16 protein-coding genes are annotated in these 17,840 nt (G+C 48.7%); 4 read left to right on the top strand and 12 right to left on the bottom strand.

Translation table 11 applies throughout. The annotated features are described in order from the left end of the window. Nucleotides 1-124: 124 nt before the first annotated feature. Nucleotides 125-790 (top strand): 6-phosphogluconate phosphatase, encoded by a 666-nt coding sequence (yieH, locus tag FH968_RS06790; protein WP_139878388.1) that lies wholly within the window; start codon nucleotides 125-127, stop codon nucleotides 788-790. Nucleotides 791-831: 41 nt separating this feature from the next. Here yieH and FH968_RS06785 read toward each other — a convergent pair whose 3' ends face one another. Beyond that, nucleotides 832-1,866: a LacI family DNA-binding transcriptional regulator gene (locus FH968_RS06785; RefSeq protein ID WP_139878387.1), complete on the bottom strand. Its 1,035-nt coding sequence runs from the start codon at nucleotides 1,864-1,866 to the stop codon at nucleotides 832-834. Nucleotides 1,867-2,136: 270 nt separating this feature from the next. Between FH968_RS06785 and FH968_RS06780 the strand changes: the two genes are divergently transcribed. From FH968_RS06780 to FH968_RS06770, 3 genes are read left to right on the top strand one after another with little or no spacing between them, the layout of a single operon-like run. Further along, nucleotides 2,137-2,580 carry a PTS sugar transporter subunit IIA gene (locus FH968_RS06780; protein ID WP_139878386.1) on the top strand — a complete coding sequence of 148 codons (444 nt, stop codon included), beginning with the start codon at nucleotides 2,137-2,139 and terminating at the stop codon, nucleotides 2,578-2,580. 15 nt (nucleotides 2,581-2,595) lie between these two features. After that, on the top strand, nucleotides 2,596-2,883 hold the full coding sequence (locus FH968_RS06775; protein ID WP_139878385.1) for a PTS sugar transporter subunit IIB: 288 nt from the start codon (nucleotides 2,596-2,598) through the stop codon (nucleotides 2,881-2,883). A gap of 12 nt (nucleotides 2,884-2,895) precedes the next feature. Then, nucleotides 2,896-4,152 (top strand): PTS ascorbate transporter subunit IIC, encoded by a 1,257-nt coding sequence (locus tag FH968_RS06770; RefSeq protein ID WP_139878384.1) that lies wholly within the window; start codon nucleotides 2,896-2,898, stop codon nucleotides 4,150-4,152. 72 nt (nucleotides 4,153-4,224) lie between these two features. Here the strand turns inward: FH968_RS06770 and phoU are convergent, their stop codons facing one another. The 11 genes from phoU to atpD form a co-directional block, all read right to left on the bottom strand. Further along, a complete protein-coding gene (phoU, locus tag FH968_RS06765) occupies nucleotides 4,225-4,950 on the bottom strand; it encodes a phosphate signaling complex protein PhoU (protein WP_139878383.1) in 726 nt (241 codons plus the stop codon). A gap of 14 nt (nucleotides 4,951-4,964) precedes the next feature. Continuing rightward, on the bottom strand, nucleotides 4,965-5,738 hold the full coding sequence (gene pstB, locus FH968_RS06760; protein WP_223271296.1) for a phosphate ABC transporter ATP-binding protein PstB: 774 nt from the start codon (nucleotides 5,736-5,738) through the stop codon (nucleotides 4,965-4,967). Between the two features lie 47 nt (nucleotides 5,739-5,785). Beyond that, nucleotides 5,786-6,676, bottom strand: coding sequence for a phosphate ABC transporter permease PstA (pstA, locus tag FH968_RS06755; RefSeq protein ID WP_139878381.1), 891 nt, complete (start codon nucleotides 6,674-6,676; stop codon nucleotides 5,786-5,788). Then, nucleotides 6,673-7,635: a phosphate ABC transporter permease PstC gene (gene pstC / locus FH968_RS06750; protein ID WP_139878380.1), complete on the bottom strand. Its 963-nt coding sequence runs from the start codon at nucleotides 7,633-7,635 to the stop codon at nucleotides 6,673-6,675. The genes pstA and pstC overlap by 4 nt, the downstream gene beginning before the upstream one ends. Nucleotides 7,636-7,715: 80 nt before the next feature. Next, nucleotides 7,716-8,756, bottom strand: a complete 1,041-nt coding sequence (gene pstS / locus FH968_RS06745; RefSeq protein WP_139878379.1) for a phosphate ABC transporter substrate-binding protein PstS — start codon at nucleotides 8,754-8,756, stop codon at nucleotides 7,716-7,718. A gap of 348 nt (nucleotides 8,757-9,104) precedes the next feature. Then, the gene (locus FH968_RS06740) at nucleotides 9,105-10,862 is read right to left on the bottom strand and encodes an amidohydrolase (protein ID WP_139878378.1); all 1,758 of its coding nucleotides are present in this window, start codon (nucleotides 10,860-10,862) and stop codon (nucleotides 9,105-9,107) included. A gap of 51 nt (nucleotides 10,863-10,913) precedes the next feature. Further along, a complete protein-coding gene (locus tag FH968_RS06735) occupies nucleotides 10,914-11,783 on the bottom strand; it encodes a GyrI-like domain-containing protein (protein ID WP_223271294.1) in 870 nt (289 codons plus the stop codon). Between the two features lie 225 nt (nucleotides 11,784-12,008). After that, on the bottom strand, nucleotides 12,009-13,838 hold the full coding sequence (gene glmS, locus FH968_RS06730; RefSeq protein ID WP_139878376.1) for a glutamine--fructose-6-phosphate transaminase (isomerizing): 1,830 nt from the start codon (nucleotides 13,836-13,838) through the stop codon (nucleotides 12,009-12,011). Nucleotides 13,839-14,021: 183 nt separating this feature from the next. Continuing rightward, complete coding sequence (gene glmU, locus FH968_RS06725; protein WP_139878375.1) at nucleotides 14,022-15,392, bottom strand: bifunctional UDP-N-acetylglucosamine diphosphorylase/glucosamine-1-phosphate N-acetyltransferase GlmU; 1,371 nt, start codon at nucleotides 15,390-15,392, stop codon at nucleotides 14,022-14,024. A 611-nt stretch (nucleotides 15,393-16,003) separates the two neighbouring features. Next, nucleotides 16,004-16,423, bottom strand: coding sequence for a F0F1 ATP synthase subunit epsilon (locus FH968_RS06720; protein WP_034460692.1), 420 nt, complete (start codon nucleotides 16,421-16,423; stop codon nucleotides 16,004-16,006). A gap of 20 nt (nucleotides 16,424-16,443) precedes the next feature. Further along, nucleotides 16,444-17,826 (bottom strand): F0F1 ATP synthase subunit beta, encoded by a 1,383-nt coding sequence (atpD, locus tag FH968_RS06715; RefSeq protein WP_139878374.1) that lies wholly within the window; start codon nucleotides 17,824-17,826, stop codon nucleotides 16,444-16,446. Between the last annotated feature and the right edge of the window lie 14 nt (nucleotides 17,827-17,840).

Below are 17,840 nucleotides of genomic sequence, written 5' to 3'. Positions count from 1 at the left end.
TACAAAACATAATGACTCACGCACATTTTTTTTCATTGAATTTTCTTATACGGCAACGATTGCGTGCCGCAAAAATTGCGCAAATTGGGTAAGATGGCCATTCACTTTAATAAAAGGAAGCGGTATGTCCCGGATAGATGCAGTGTTCTTCGACTGCGATGGAACGCTGGTTGATAGTGAGGTTATTTGCTCCAAAGCCTACGTGCATATGTTTGCGCAATACGGCATTGAACTTGCGCTCGAGGAGGTATTCAAGACCTTCAAGGGGATTAAGCTCTACGAGATAATCGACACTATCAATGCCCGATATGGAGTGAACCTGGCAAAAGAAGAGCTGGAGCCCATTTATCGCGCAGAAGTTTCACGCCTGTTCGATAGTGAGCTGGTGGAAATTGAAGGCGCTGCTGCGTTAATTGCGCAAATCAAGGTGCCGATGTGTATCGTTTCCAACGGCCCGGTGAGCAAGATGCAGCATTCTTTGGGCAAAACCGGCATGCTCGACCATTTCCCGGACAAACTGTTCAGCGGTTACGATATTCAGGCGTGGAAACCCGATCCGGCATTAATGTTCCATGCCGCCGACGCAATGCGTGTGGATGTAAAAAACTGTGTGCTGGTGGATGATTCAATGGCTGGTGCGCAATCTGGTATCGCCGCAGGAATGGAAGTTTTCTATTTTTGCGCCGACCCGCATAACAAGCCGATTGAACATCCTAATGTGACAACATTTACTGACTTAGCTCAGTTGCCGGTGTTATGGCGCGCGCGTGGCTGGGATATCACCAATTAATTTATCAAGCGGGTAAGGAATCATTACCCGCCTTTTAAAGCTTATGTACTCTGACGTAATTCAATCTGGTAATTGAATAGCTCAATGCGAGACTCTTCTAATTCATCATCCTGGTTGTCATTCAACAGCTCAATCAGCAACTTACCCGCCTCTTTCCCCATTTTTTTATAATCTATACGAATAGAAGTCAGCGTCGGATGCGTTTGATCACAACTGTCAGAACCGTCGAGACAAGCCACCGCAAGGTTGCCAGGGATTTTCAGCAATCGCCGCTGGCACTCAAACATCATTCCCAGCGCAATTTCTTCATGACTGCATATCACTGCATCCAGTTCTGGCTGGCGCAGCAGCATTTCCGATAACGCATAACGACCAAACTGTAAGCTGGCGGCATCCGGCGTGGTCATCACTTGATCAGAGTTTTGATAACGGCTGAGCATCGCTTTGTGCCAGCCATTCAGTTGCTGGCGTTGCAGGCGGTTGTCCATATGCGCCCCGATAAAACCGATATTTTTGTAGCCTTGATCCAGCAGGTGTTCGGTCAGCTTATGTGCTGCCTCAAAAAATGCAGTCTCGAGGGTAATCTGCGCCTGATTGAAAGGAGATCCCACCACGTTAATGGTCGGAATGTTCATCCGCTCGAGTATTTGATAGGTCTTTTCAGCCAGTTGTGAACCAAAAATCACCAACGCGGCGGGGTTGCTTTGCAGCAACGTCATCAGGATTTCAGCTTCTTTATGCTGATTATGCTCATGGCAGCCCAGCAGTAGCTGAAATTCATTTTTATTCAGCACTTGCTGCAACGACTGCATAAAGCGTGAACTGGCTTTGTCGGTCAAAGAAGGAATCAGCACGGCAACGGTATCGCTGTGCCCGGAAGCCAATGCTCCCGCAGCCCGGTTAGGGATATACCCCAACTCTTCCACTGCTTGCTCTATCTTCTCCCTCAACTTGTCAGAAACCTGCTCCGGCGTTCTGAGCGCTCGGGAAACTGTCATGGTTCCGACGCCCGCAAAGTTGGCGACTTCTTGCAGTGTGACTCGCCCGGTACCACGGCGCTTACGCGTTTTTTCCATCCCGGCTCCCAGGTAAATTACAACTAGCTGTTTTCATTGTTTTTATTTCACCATCTTTCTTTCCGATCTTTGCCCACGGTAGCAAATATCCTATCGCATTGTATATGCGGGAACCGGATATAGCCAAAGCACGACGACAGAGAAATGATAGCGCTATCACAAAGCTTGATAGCGCTATCAGGTAGCGCTATCAAATGAGACAATCATCACATTAATTGATGCGTAAAATATCTACTCTCCTGTTAATTATCATCGGGAGTCATCAATCGCATGTTAAAAAATCTATTAAATGCAGAGGTCGTTCAGATAGTAGAACAGGCTAAAGATTGGCGCGAAGCCGTGGCGATTTCATGTCGTCCATTGATTGAAAATGGTTCGATCGAGCCTCGTTATGTTGATGCTATCTACCGCTCTCATGAAGCTATCGGCCCGTACTATGTAGTTGGCCCTGGCATTGCGATGCCTCACGCACGACCAGAAGAAGGGGCTAACAAGCTATCACTATCGCTGACCCTGATTACTTCAGGTGTGAATTTTGATGCCGATGAAAACGATCCCGTGAAATTACTGATTGTGTTGGCTGCGACTGACAGCACCAGCCACATTGAAGCTATTTCTCAGCTCGCCCAATTATTCGATAACGAACAAGACATTCAGGCCATTTTGACGGCCAAAACGACGCAAGACATTTTGTCCGTCATTGCGCGCTATTAATCCAGGGGAACAATTATGAAAATTACAGTGGTTTGCGGTAACGGTTTAGGCACCAGTCTGATGATGGAAATGAGCATTAAAAGCATCCTAAAAGATCTGTCAGTCAACGCTGACGTTGATCATGTCGACCTCGGTTCTGCCAAAGGGACGCCGAGTGATATTTATGTCGGCACCAAAGACATCGCCGAGCAATTAGTCGCGCAGTCTGTAGCAGGCAAAATCGTCGCTCTGGAAAACATGATTGATAAGAAAGCCATGAAAGAACGTTTGTCCGTGGCATTAACCGAATTAGGCGCACTGTAAGCAGGGGTCGATATGGATTTCTTTCGTTTTTTGATGAGCGATGTGCTTTCCGAGCCGGCGGTGCTGGTCGGTTTAATCGCCTTAATTGGTCTGATTGCACAAAAAAAACCGGTGACCGAGTGTATTAAAGGCACCGTCAAAACCATCATGGGTTTTGTGATTTTAGGCGCGGGTGCGGGTTTGGTAGTGTCGTCACTGGGTGACTTCGCAAACATTTTCCAGCACGCCTTTGGTATTCAAGGTGTCGTGCCGAACAATGAAGCCATTGTTTCCGTTGCGCAGAAAAGCTTCGGTAAAGAAATGGCGATGATTATGTTCTTCGCGATGGTCATCAACATTTTGATTGCCCGTTTCACACCGTGGAAATTTATCTTCCTGACCGGTCATCACACGTTATTTATGTCGATGATGGTGGCGGTGATTCTGGCAACTGCAGGCATGAGCGGCGTTACGCTTATCGCCGTCGGCTCTCTGGTTGTTGGCGTGGCAATGGTCTTTTTCCCAGCCATTGCACATCCGTACATGAAGAAAGTTACCGGTTCTGACGACGTCGCAATCGGCCACTTCTCAACGCTATCTTATGTACTGGCCGGTTTCATCGGCAGCAAGTTCGGTAATAAAGAACATTCGACTGAAGACATGAATGTGCCGAAAAGTCTGCTGTTCTTGCGCGACACGCCGGTTGCTATCTCCTTTACCATGAGTATCATCTTCCTGGTGACGTGCTTGTTTGCTGGTGCGGATGTGGTGAAAGAGCTCAGCGGTGGTAAAAACTGGTTCATGTTCTCGATCATGCAATCCATTACCTTCGCGGCTGGCGTGTACATCATTCTGCAAGGTGTGCGCATGGTGATTGCCGAGATTGTCCCAGCATTCAAAGGCATTTCTGACAAACTGGTTCCGAATGCCAAGCCAGCGCTCGATTGCCCGGTCGTCTTCCCTTATGCACCTAACGCAGTATTGGTTGGCTTCCTGAGCAGCTTTGCCGCAGGTTTAATCGGTATGTTCGCGTTATATCTGCTGAATATGACAGTGATTATCCCAGGTGTGGTGCCGCACTTCTTCGTGGGTGCAGCGGCAGGGGTATTTGGTAATGCAACTGGTGGGCGTCGTGGGGCAATTTTGGGTGCCTTCGCTCAAGGTTTACTGATTACCTTCTTGCCAGTATTCTTGTTACCAGTGCTGGGTGATATCGGTTTTGCTAACACCACCTTCAGCGATTCTGACTTTGGTGCGCTAGGTATTTTGTTAGGGATTATCGTTCGTTAATATTTTGGCCTAACAACGCACCAACAAAAACGCCAGCTTAATGCTGGCGTTTTTGTTTATTCAAATCGTGTATCACTCTTTCGGGTCTTTCCCGGCAAGCAGTTTATCCAGCTCATCGCCGCCGACATGACGGAAGTCCTGCCCTTTGACGAAGTAGAAAATAAACTCGCAGATATTCTGGCAACGGTCACCGATACGCTCGATAGAACGCGCACAGAACAACGCGGTCAACACACTTGGAATGGTGCGCGTGTCTTCCATCATATAGGTCATCAACTGGCGCACGATGCCTTCATATTCCTGGTCAACTTTCTTATCTTCACGATAGATACGAATAGCTTCGTCGAGATCCATACGCGCGAACGCATCCAGCACGTCATGCAGCATTTGCACGGTGTGGCGACCCAATGATTCAAGGCTAACCAACAGTGGTTGATGCTGTTGGGAGAATTTCTCCAACGCCGTACGGCAGATTTTATCTGCTACGTCACCAATACGTTCCAGCTCAGAAATCGTTTTGATAATCGCCATTACCAGGCGCAGGTCGCTGGCGGTTGGCTGACGCTTAGCGATGATGCGCACACAGGCTTCATCAATCGCCACTTCCATCATATTGACCTTCTGGTCACCTTCGATGACTTGTTTGGCAAGCTCGCCATCCTGGTTGTGCATCGCGGTGATCGCATCAGAGAGCTGTTGTTCCACCAGCCCGCCCATGGTCATTACCTGGGTACGAATGTATTCGAGCTCGGCATTAAACTGGCCGGAAATGTGTTTGTTGAGATTGAGGCTATCCATTGTATTCTCCCGGATCAACCGTAGCGGCCAGTAATGTAATCTTCAGTCTGCTTCTTCGCAGGTGTAGTAAACAGCGTGTCGGTTTCGCTATATTCAATCAGTTCACCCAGGTACATAAACGCTGTGTGATCTGAACAACGAGCCGCTTGCTGCATGTTGTGAGTCACGATGACTACGGTGTAATCCTCTTTCAGCTCGGTGATCAACTCTTCGATACGACCGGTAGAGATAGGATCCAGCGCTGAACATGGCTCATCAAGCAACAACACTTCCGGGCGAATCGCAATACCACGCGCAATGCACAGACGCTGTTGCTGGCCACCAGAGAGACTGTATCCGCTCTGGTGTAATTTATCCTTGGTTTCATTCCACAATGCGGCCTTGGTCAAAGCCCATTGCACACGCTCATCCATATCGCTGCGTGAGAGCTTTTCGAACAAACGCACACCAAAAGCGATATTGTCATAAATCGACATTGGGAATGGCGTCGGCTTCTGGAACACCATACCTACTTTGGCACGTAGCAGGGCGATGTCCTGGTTCTGGGTGAGGATGTTTTCCCCATCCAGCAAGATTTCACCTTCGGCACGCTGCTCAGGGTAGAGCGAGTACATTTTGTTGAATGTACGCAACAAGGTGGATTTACCACAACCTGACGGGCCAATGAACGCGGTAACCTGGTTTTTAGCGATATCCAGATTGATGTCTTTCAGGGCATGGAATTTGCCGTAAAAGAAGTTCAAATCGCGAACCTGAATTTTGCCTGAGGCGGTATCGACCATACTCATCTGTTTCTTAATCTCCATCCGACGCCGCCGTTGCCGCGTCGCAAAATTTAACCGTGTTTACTCTTTGCAAAAATCACGCGCGCCATAATGTTCAGCAGCAGCACACAAAGCGTAATAATCAGAACGCCAGCCCAGGCTAACTGTTGCCATTCGGCAAACGGGCTCATAGCAAATTTGAATATAGTGACCGGCAAGTTAGCAATTGGCTGCATCATGTCCGTGCTCCAGAACTGGTTGGAGAGCGACGTGAACAGCAGAGGGGCCGTTTCACCCGCGATACGTGCAATCGCCAGCAATACCCCAGTAATAATCCCGGAAACAGACGCCTTGAGCGTAATCGCAGAAATCATTTTCCACTTTGGCGTGCCCAGCGCGTAAGCCGCTTCACGCAGGCTATCTGGCACCAGTTTCAGCATGTTTTCCGTAGTACGAATGACGATTGGCACCTGCAACAACGCCAGCGCGATAACCCCGGCCCAGCCAGAGAAATGCTGCATTTTCGCAACCACGATGGTGTAGACGAACAACCCCACCACGATTGACGGAGCAGAAAGCAGGATGTCGTTAATAAAACGAATGATTTCCGCCAAAACAGATTTGCGACCGTACTCAGCCAGGTAAATACCCGCCATGATGCCCAGCGGCGTACCGAATACAGTCGCCCACAGGATTAACAGGCCACTGCCCGCAAGGGCGTTAGCTAAACCACCACCCGCAGTATTTGGCGGTGGCGTCATTTCGGTAAACAGTGCAATCGACATGCCGTCGATACCGCGAGTCACCGTTGAGAACAAGATCCACACCAACCAGAACAGGCCAAACGCCATCGTTCCCATTGAAAGTGTCAGAGCAATGCGGTTTTTGAACCGGCGCTTAGCCTGCATTTTGCGGCGAGATTCAGCTAACTCAGCGCGGCTTTGCATTTCCATTGTCGTCATGATCGCGCTCCTTCATTCTTCGCCAGACGCATAACCATGAACTTAGAGATAGCCAGCACGATAAAGGTAATAACAAACAAAATCAGGCCAAGTTCCATCAAGGCTGCGGTGTGCAGGCCAGATTCCGCTTCAGCAAATTCGTTCGCCAGGGCCGAGGTTATACTGTTGCCCGGCATATACAGAGAGGCGCTGTCGAGCTGATAGGTGTTACCGATGATAAAGGTCACCGCCATGGTTTCACCCAGAGCACGACCCAGACCTAACATCACACCACCAATCACACCATTTCGGGTAAACGGTAAAACGATACGCCAGATAACCTCCCATGTGGTGCAGCCGATACCGTAGGCCGACTCTTTCATCATCACAGGGGTTTGTTCGAATACATCGCGCATTACTGCCGCAATGTAAGGGATGATCATGATTGCCAGTATCACGCCAGCTGCGAGAATACCGATACCGAATGCAGGGCCTGAGAACAGCTCGCCAACAATCGGTACTGAAGAAAGCACGTTGCCGACCGGTTCCTGAAAGTACTTTGCAAACAGCGGAGCAAAGATGAACAAGCCCCACATGCCGTAAACAATACTTGGAATAGCAGCCAACAGTTCGATGGCAATACCCAGTGGGCGGCGCAACCAATTGGGTGCCAGCTCAGTAAGGAACAGCGCGATACCAAAACTCACGGGAACGGCGATTAACAGCGCAATGAAAGAGGTCACCAACGTACCGTAAATCGGAACCAGCGCACCGTAAATGTCGTTTGGAGCATCCCATTCTTTGGTCCACAAGAACGAGAAACCAAACTTTTGGATGCTCGGCCAGGAAGAGATGATCAGGGAGATGATAATTCCACCCAGCAGAAATAGCACAATCAGCGCAGCCAGTTTTACTAGCGCGCTGAAAATGACATCACCTTGTTTGCCAGGGGCTTTGAACACCGGCTTACTCACTGCCATAAATTACTCTTTGTCGTTTAGGATTTACCCAGCGTAAGTTACTCTATACGCTGGGTTTTATCACTCAAGCTTTTATATAATTAGTACAGCGCCTTACCGGAGCTATCTTTCACGTTGGTTTTCCAGGCTGCACGAACTTGCTCAACAACGGTGTCTGGAAGGGCAGCATAATCCAGTTCACTAGCCTGTTTTGCGCCATCTTTGTAAGCCCAGTCGAAGAACTTCAGCACTTCAGCACCTTGCTCTGGATTTTTCTGCTCTTTATGAACCAGGATGAAGGTTGTTGACGTGATTGGCCACGCACCATCACCTTTCTGGTTAGTCAGATCCTGAGCAAAAGACTTGCTCCAGTCGGCGCCCTTCGCCGCATTGGCAAAGTTTTCTTCTGTCGGGCTAACTGGCTTGCCATCAGCTGAAATCAGTTTGGTATAAGCCAGGTTGTTCTGCTTAGCATAAGCATATTCAACATAACCGATTGAACCTGGCAGACGCTGAACGAATGCGGCGATACCGTCGTTGCCTTTACCGCCCAGACCAGTTGGCCAATTTACAGTAGAGCCCGAACCGATTTTAGATTTCCACTCTTCGTTCACTTTCGCCAGGTAGCTGGTGAAGACGAAGGAAGTACCGGAACCATCAGCACGACGCACAACCGCGATGTTCTGTTGTGGCAGTTTCATACCTGGGTTGAGTTTAGCGATAGCTTCGTCATCCCATTTCTTGATTTTACCCAGGTAGATATCACCCAGCGTTTTACCGTCAAGCACTAGCTCACCGGATTTTACGCCTGGCAAGTTTACAGCCAACACCACACCGCCGATGACTGTCGGGAACTGGAACAGCCCTTCTTGATGCAGCTTTTCATCAGACAACGGAGCATCGGATGCGCCGAAATCAACGGTGTTAGCAATAATTTGTTTAACGCCACCGGAGGAGCCAATACCCTGGTAATTCACTTTGTTACCAGTTGATTTATTGTAGGTATCTGCCCATTTGGCATACACTGGCGCTGGGAAGGTTGCACCAGCGCCAGTCAGGCTTGCAGCGGCATATGCGCCGAAAGCACTCAGGGATAAGGTCGCGGCGACAACAGTTGCGACAGTGGTACGCATAACTTTCATAATGTCTCCTGCAGAGGTGAACGTAAATCGTTGTTTAGTGAATGCAGGATAGAAAATAGGACAGTTTAGTGACAGTTAAATGTACGAAATATGACAGTTTTATGACAACCTTCACTGCAAAACACGATACAGAATAAATCACTTATCATTCAAAGTGTTATAGATATTGTCGGTAATGATATTGCGTGAATATTTTCTGCTTTTGATACTTAACAGCGTAGCTGAAGATGACAGTTTGTCATAAAAGCGGAGAACCATTTTTCTATGGCTGCCAACCCGCTGGTGAGCAGTAAAGACAAAGGGCCGCTCTCAGGCAGCCCTTGTTGCATATCTGACATCCAACCCAATCTAGTTACTACGGTACACCTGCTGGCCTTCAAACATTGTCCACAGAACCTTCGCATCCCTGAGGCTCTCAATACTGACCTTCTCAAGGTTACGATCAAAGAGCACAAAATCCGCACTCTTCCCGACTGTGATAGAGCCAATCTCTTTATCACGACCAATCACTTTGGCCGCATTTATCGTATACGCCTGTAACATCGCAGACCGGCTGATCTTCTCACTATCTGGAGGAAGCTCACCTAGCTCTCCTTTGCGTGTGACCGCCGTGTAAATTGCCAGCAGTGGGTTAGGGCTGGAAACAGGCCAGTCGCTGGCACCCGCAATCAGAGCATGATGGCGATACAAATCACCTGCTGGGTAAAGATGTGTTAATAACGGTGCTGGCACTTTTCCTTCCAGCATCGTAGTGGTCGCGCCATCGCTATCTTTGCCGGCCCACAACAACTGCATCGATGCAGCAACGTTCAATTCCTGGAAACGCGGATAGCTTTCCGGGCTCACCACTTCAAGGTGGGTAATACTGTGCAATATCGCGCTATTGCCATTCGCTTTGCGGGTGCAGGCAATAGCATCCAGCGATTCCTGCACGGCGCGATCGCCGATTGCGTGAAAATGTACAATCATGTTTTCGGCATCAGCCTTAGTAATCAGCTGGCAAAACTTCGCTTTGTCGAGCGAATCACTACCACTATACCCAGGACGATTAAGATAAGGCTGGCTCAGCTTCGCCGTTTGAGAGGGATATTCGATGACACCGTCCTGGAAGATTTTAATCCCCATCAGTTTGATGTCTGGCTCTTGCGAGAATTGTGTTCTAAGTGCGGCTACATCATCAATGGTAGCAGGGGATGCGTTGATGTTGACCAACGCCAGTCCGGTGACGTGCCCGGTTAATTTCCCATTTTTTGCCAATGAAGTGTAAGCAGGAAGTACCCCCACATCGTTACGCCCAGGACTGACACCAAACATCGGTGACAACGGACGAAGATTGCTCAGCGGTTCCATCCACGCCGTCAGACCAAAGCTGTTCATCACATCCGCGCCCGCGATAATGGCGCTGGCAATTTTATCGTCATCCACAGGGGGAATCGCACCCAGAACGTGGTCCCACGCCCCTTCCGTCAGGAAACCGGTTATTTTGCCGTCCGGAGCTAATACAGTCCCTGCTTTAATACCGCTATCTGTTTTCTCAAGGTTTTGGGGAGTAATACCGGCTTTAAGTAGCATTGCCTGATTGGCCCAGCCGGTATGAGCATCAGCCCCAGCCAGAGCAACGGGAATATTTTTATATTCTGGCGAATTAAATACGCTGTCCAACAGCGCAATATTGTCCCAATAATTTAAAGGAACATTACTGTAGAACTGAACACCGTGGAGATCGCGTTGTGGGTTATTCTTATTTTTATCGACAAACGCCCGAATGGTATCAGCATCTTTCATACCATCAGGAAACTCCAGGGTAACCGTCTGGAAACCTGCATAGGCTACATGTGCGTGGCTATCGATTAGCCCGGGCATCAGGTATTTTCCTTTTAAATCGACGATCTCCGCATTTTGCCCTAACTGCTTAAGTACATCCTGATACTTACCCACAGCAATAATATTCTTTCCTTCAATACCTATCGCTTCAGGATGAGGGTTATTGGGATCTGAACTATATATATCCCCACCATATATAAGTGTTTTATTATTTTGCTGGGAATGTACAGAAAAAGAAGAAATAGCGAGAGCACACACCAGATAAAGTACCGAGCGTTTCATTATTAACTCCATTGCGTTGCGATAAAATACAACCGTTATTGTTATAAATAATTAAATTGCAGGTGTGTTTTTTAAAGGGATAAAAATATCAAAAACATAATAATCCAGGGCAACATCTGTTTCGTTATAATATTTTTCATAGCATGGGAAATCACTTCTCGTTAATCCCCGCGCTTTTATCCAGGCAAAAGCATTGTCCCATGCGGCATCCAGGTATTCACCACAGACAGCAAATTTACACACGGCGTAGGCTCCACCAGTCATCGTCTGTATCGCAACGCCTCTGCCTGGTTTCTCCCCGCGGTGGAGTTCAACACAGACATCCGTACGGCATCGCGAATCAGGCGTCACCAGGGGCGCATCCCAATATACGCAAACCATCCCAGCCGGTTGAGGAGGTATCCTGTCGGGAAATGAGGTAAACAAATCCTGATGCGCCAGCCAGCACGTTTCTTTCCCATAAGCTCCGAACCTTCGCATATAAGCGACCCGACGTTCAGGCACCGGAACGATACTGGCAGAGATAAAACGGCCATCTGTCCAGCCAGTGGGTATATCTTCATTCGTTTGAGAATAGGTGCTTTTTTCAGTTGTGACGTTTCCTGTCTTGCTTTTTAGCGCTATCACATGCTGGCGTCGAAATTCCCCTGGCGAAACAGAAAAATGCTGACGGAACGCTTTAGCAAAGTTTTGCGAACTTGAAAACCCCACACGTAAAGCAAGGTCAGTAATATCACTTCGAGGAAATTCAACTAACCACATTGCCGCTCTTTCCATTCGCAAACGGCGGGTGAATCCAGCGATAGTTTCCCCTATCTGAGCCTTAAAAATACGATGAAAATGAAAACTGGAAACGGCGACAGCACAGGCTATCTCTTCTAATGTTGGGTTAAAGCAAAGGTTTTGGCTGATGTAGTCCATCGCCTTAAATACCGGTATTCGATAATCCTGAGGCATAGTGTTAACTATCTTCCGAATAGCACGAGTTCATCCAGATAATTTACGGGCAGAGTACTATTTAGTGAATGCGTAAATAGATAACGTGTGACTCAAGCATAAAAAAATCCGGTGTGCCTTTTTATTAGCATCACCGGATTTATTAATTAGCGACGATTCTGTTAAGTGAATCGTCTCAGCTAATTCGCTTTACTCTACCGTTACTGATTTCGCCAGGTTGCGCGGCTGATCAACGTCGGTGCCTTTAATCAGCGCAACGTGATAAGACAGCAACTGCAACGGTACGGTGTAGAAGATAGGTGCGATAACTTCTTCTACATGCGGCATCTCAATAATGTGCATGTTTTCGCTGCTGGTAAAACCAGCGTCCTGATCAGCGAAGACATAAAGATGACCGCCACGAGCACGCACTTCTTCGATGTTCGATTTCAGTTTTTCCAGCAGTTCGTTGTTTGGTGCCACAACGATAACCGGCATATCTGCATCAATCAGCGCCAACGGGCCATGTTTCAACTCACCTGCGGCATAGGCTTCAGCGTGTATGTAAGAGATCTCTTTAAGCTTCAGCGCACCTTCCATTGCGATTGGGTACTGATCGCCACGACCTAAGAACAATGCGTGATGCTTGTCGGAGAAATCCTCAGCCAGCGCTTCAATACGTTTGTCCTGGGACAGCATCTGCTCGATACGGCTTGGCAGCGCCTGTAAACCATGAACAATGTCTTGCTCAACAGAAGCATCTACCCCTTTCAGGCGGCTCAGTTTCGCCACCAGCATCAGCAGCACGGTAAGCTGAGTGGTAAACGCTTTGGTAGAGGCCACGCCAATTTCAGTACCCGCATTGGTCATCAGCGCCAGGTCTGATTCACGCACCAGAGAGGAACCTGGAACGTTACAAATCGCCAGCGAGCCTAAATAACCCAGCTCTTTAGATAAACGCAGCGCCGCGAGGGTATCAGCCGTTTCACCAGATTGTGAAAGGGTGATCATCAGGCTGTTACGGCGAACTGCTGATTTGCGGTAACGGAATTCAGAGGCAATTTCTACGTCACACGGTACGCCAGCCAGTGATTCGAACCAGTAACGTGAAACCATCCCGGAGTTATAGGAAGTCCCACACGCGACAATCTGGATGTGCTCAACCTGAGAAAGCATTTCGTTGGCTTTCGAGCCAAGCTCAGAAAGATCCACTTCACCGTGGTTAATACGCCCGGTCAGAGTATTTTTAATCGCGTTCGGCTGTTCGTAGATCTCTTTTTGCATGTAGTGGCGATAAATACCTTTGTCGCCTGCGTCATACTGCAAATTAGATTCGATGTCAGGGCGCTTAACCTGCTCACCTTTGGTATCAAACACAGTAACGGAACGACGAGTCACTTCTGCGATGTCACCTTCTTCAAGGAAGATGAAGCGACGCGTTACCGGCAACAATGCCAGTTGGTCGGATGCGATAAAGTTTTCACCCATACCCAAACCGATAACCATTGGGCTGCCTGAACGGGCGGCCAGCAGGACGTCAGGATTGCGGGTGTCCATAATAACGGTGCCGTACGCACCGCGCAGCTGAGGAATAGTACGCAATACCGCTTCACGCAGAGAACCACCTTGCTCCAGTTCCCAATGAACCAGATGAGCAATAACTTCAGTATCTGTTTGCGAAACGAATGTGTAACCACGACCTTGTAGCACTTCGCGCAGCGGTTCGTAGTTTTCGATAATACCGTTGTGTACGACCACAATATGGTCGGAAACGTGCGGGTGAGCGTTAACTTCTGATGGTTCACCGTGCGTCGCCCAACGAGTGTGAGCAATACCGGTGCCGCCATGCAGCGCAGTTTCTGCGGCAGCTTCTGCTAATTTATTCACTTTACCCAGACGGCGCAGACGAGTCATATGACCTTTTTCGTCAACAACAGCCAGCCCCGCAGAGTCATAACCACGGTATTCCAGACGGCGTAATCCTTCGAGAAGGATTTCAGCGATATCACGTTGCGCGACCGCGCCAACAATTCCACACATAAGATTAGATTCCTGATAATGGCTTTATGCCATGTGTTGTCGCTGACCTGTATGTTCCCGGTTATCCGGGGCCCCGAGCCTTGTAGAGAGTGGGGTTATAGTTTTGGTACTGCTGCGGGACGGGTCATTTTCGAGAACAACCTTCATCCCAACCCTCTCCCGAAAGAGAGGGAGAAAAAATACTTACTTCTTCTTAACCGGGCGCTGCCAATCCTGAATATGGGTTTGCTTCACACGGCTTATAACTAATTCATCTTCTGCAACGTTACGAGTGACTGTAGTGCCTGCGCCGATTGTTGCACCACGAGCAATGGTGACCGGAGCAACTAATTGGCTGTCAGAACCCACAAAAACATCATCGCCAATGATAGTTTTGAATTTGTTCGCACCATCGTAATTACAGGTAATGGTACCAGCACCGATATTCACGTTATCGCCAATTTCGGCGTCACCGAGATAGCTCAAATGGCCCGCTTTAGAGCCTTTACCGAGGCGCGCTTTTTTCATTTCTACGAAATTGCCAACGTGTGCGCCATCTGCCAGCTCAGCACCGGGGCGCAAACGGGCGAATGGACCGATGGTGCAGGCTACGGCGAGCGTTGCATCTTCTACAACGGTGTACGGACTGATTTCACAGTCATCACCAATCACACTATTCTTGATTACGCAGCCGGTTCCGATTTTGACGCGGTGACCTAACGTCACTGAGCCTTCAATAATGACATTAGTATCAATTTCAACATCACGCCCGTGAGTCAGTACGCCACGCAGGTCGAAACGAGCCGGATCGCGCAGCATAACACCCGCTAGCAAAAGCTTATCGGCCTGCTCGCATTGATAGACGCGCTCCAAACGAGACAGTTGCAGACGGTTATTCACGCCTTCAACTTCACTTAAACGATCTGGATGAACGGCGCTGATTTCACGCCCTTCATGATGCGCCAGCGCGATAATATCGGTGATATAGAATTCACCCTGAGAGTTGTTGTTATTGAGTTTAGCCAGCCAACGTTTCAGATCCGCGCCATTTGCCACCAGAATACCGGTGTTGATTTCGTCTATTTTACGCTGCTCTTCAGTTGCATCTTTATGCTCAACAATTCCGACAACTTTGCCATTTTCGCGAGCAATACGGCCATAACCGGTTGGATCGTCAAGTTTTACCGTTAGTAAACCAATGCCGCCCTGCGGTTTCGCATCACGTAGACGTTGCAGAGACTCAACGGAAATTAGCGGCACGTCGCCATAAAGCATCAGAATGTCTTCGTCGTCAGCAAAGAAAGGTGCCGCTTGCTGCATCGCATGTCCGGTGCCTAGCTGTTCAGCCTGTAATACCCAGTTAAGGGAACTATCGCTGAGTGTGTTTTTCAGCAAATCACCACCGTGGCCATAAACCAGATGCACGTGCTGTGCGCCTAATTTATTAGCCGCATCAATAACATGCTGAACCATCGGTTTCCCGGCAAGGGTATGCAATACCTTCGGGAGGTCTGAATACATGCGGGTCCCTTTGCCTGCGGCTAGGATAACCACGCTCATCGCACTGTTTGACATACGCGTCCTGACTTAAATTTGTGAGAGAAGTAAAACGATTTCACGTTGAAAATTCTACATATTTTGCAACAAAAAACGCGATGCCTAAAAAACAGGCTTCGACTGTGCTTTTTGATTGCCCATGCGCTCAATTGTAGGTGGATAAGTACGGAAAAAGTACATCTGAAATGATAAAAGCCATAGATCTCTGTGGATTAACACTTCTTTTCATCGGTAAACAAAGCTACCCCACATGTTTGGTAGTTCGCGTTTTAAAAATTAGCCTTTGCGATAAAGTTGCTCCCGCCCAAGACCCTATGGCAGTGCTGAAACTCAGGGCAAGTTCACTGATAACATTTCACTACGCAGTTCTGAAGGAAAATATGATGACGGTATTTCCGGGCTCGCTGATAGCAGCAACTATTTCATTAGGGATGGCAAAACAAAGAATAACGAAGGGAAACAACTGAGTGTGAAGGATTATCAGTCTTTAACCTTGCCAGTACCTTTGCAACGTATCGCAGATGGCTCGATTAAAACTGGTGAGTTTCTGGCAAAACAGTAAAAGAGTTCAGGCGAAAAAAATGCCAGTCAGGTAAACCTGGCTGGCATTTGTCTTTTCAAGCAGGTAGTTACATCGCTTTTCTGGTCAACTCGATAACACGAAGTTTCGCGATCGCTTTAGCCAGTTCAGCAGAAGCCTGAGCGTAGTCCACATCACCGTGGGAGCTGTGGATGCGCTCTTCCGCTTTACGCTTCGCTTCCAGGGCTCGAGCTTCGTCGAGATCCTGGCCACGAATTGCGGTATCGGCCAGCACGGTTACCGTGCCAGGCTGCACTTCCATCACACCACCAGACAAGTAGATATATTCTTCTTGTCCGTGCTGTTTAACGATGCGGATCATACCAGGCTTAATGGCGGTGAGCAGCGGGGCGTGGCCAGGATAAATACCCAGCTCACCTTCGCTACCCGTTACCTGGATCTTCTCGACCAGACCGGAGAACATTTGGCTCTCCGCACTGACGACGTCCAGGTGATAAGTCATTGCCATGTCACCCTCCGATTAAGGCGTTAAAGTTTTTTAGCTTTCTCAACGGCTTCGTCGATAGTACCAACCATGTAGAACGCCTGCTCTGGCAGATGGTCATATTCGCCGTCCATGATGCCTTTAAAGCCACGGATAGTATCTTTCAGCGATACGAACTTGCCCGGAGAACCGGTAAAGACTTCTGCTACGAAGAATGGTTGAGACAGGAAACGCTGGATCTTACGCGCACGAGCTACAACCAATTTATCTTCTTCAGAAAGTTCATCCATACCAAGAATGGCGATGATATCTTTCAGTTCCTGGTAACGTTGCAGAATAGACTGCACGCCACGCGCGGTGTCGTAGTGTTCCTGACCAACAACCAGTGGATCTAACTGACGGCTGGTGGAATCCAGTGGATCTACCGCAGGGTAGATACCCAGAGACGCGATATTACGGCTCAGTACCACTGTTGCATCCAAGTGCGCAAAGGTGGTTGCTGGAGATGGGTCAGTCAAGTCATCCGCTGGTACGTATACCGCTTGAACAGAAGTGATTGAGCCCGTTTTGGTGGAGGTAATACGCTCCTGCAAAACACCCATCTCTTCTGCCAGAGTTGGCTGGTAACCTACCGCAGATGGCATACGACCCAGCAGTGCAGATACTTCTGTACCGGCCAGGGTATAACGGTAAATGTTATCAACAAACAGCAGAACGTCACGACCTTCGTCACGGAACTTCTCAGCCATGGTCAGACCGGTCAACGCTACGCGCAGACGGTTACCTGGTGGCTCGTTCATCTGGCCATAAACCAGTGATACTTTGTCCAGAACGTTGGAGTCGGTCATTTCGTGGTAGAAGTCGTTACCCTCACGAGTACGCTCACCCACGCCTGCAAACACAGAGTAACCGGAGTGCTCGATCGCGATGTTACGGATCAGCTCCATCATGTTTACAGTTTTACCAACACCCGCACCACCGAACAAACCTACTTTACCGCCCTTAGCGAACGGGCAAATCAGGTCCATTACTTTGATGCCGGTTTCCAGCAGGTCTTGGGAGCTAGACAATTCTTCGTAGCTTGGAGCTGGACGGTGAATAGCCCAACGCTCTTCTTCGCCGATATCGCCTTTCATGTCGATAGGCTCGCCCAGGACGTTCATGATACGGCCCAGAGTTGCTTTACCTACCGGCACTTCAATTGGGTGATCGAGGTTAGAAACTTCCAGACCACGACGTAAACCATCAGAAGTACCCATGGCAATAGTACGAACTACGCCACCACCTAACTGTTGCTGAACTTCCAGCACCAGACGGTCATTACCATTTGTAACCTCAAGAGCGTCGTACACTTTTGGTACGGCATCCTGAGGGAACTCGACGTCCACCACGGCGCCGATTACCTGGATAATCTTTCCAGTAGCCATCTCGAATCCTCTAA

The organism is Buttiauxella sp. B2 (assembly GCF_006376615.1).
In the GTDB taxonomy this organism is placed as follows: Bacteria; Pseudomonadota; Gammaproteobacteria; order Enterobacterales; family Enterobacteriaceae; genus Buttiauxella.
Note: the sequence above shows the minus strand (reverse complement) of the source record. Positions and strands in the feature narration are given on the sequence as shown.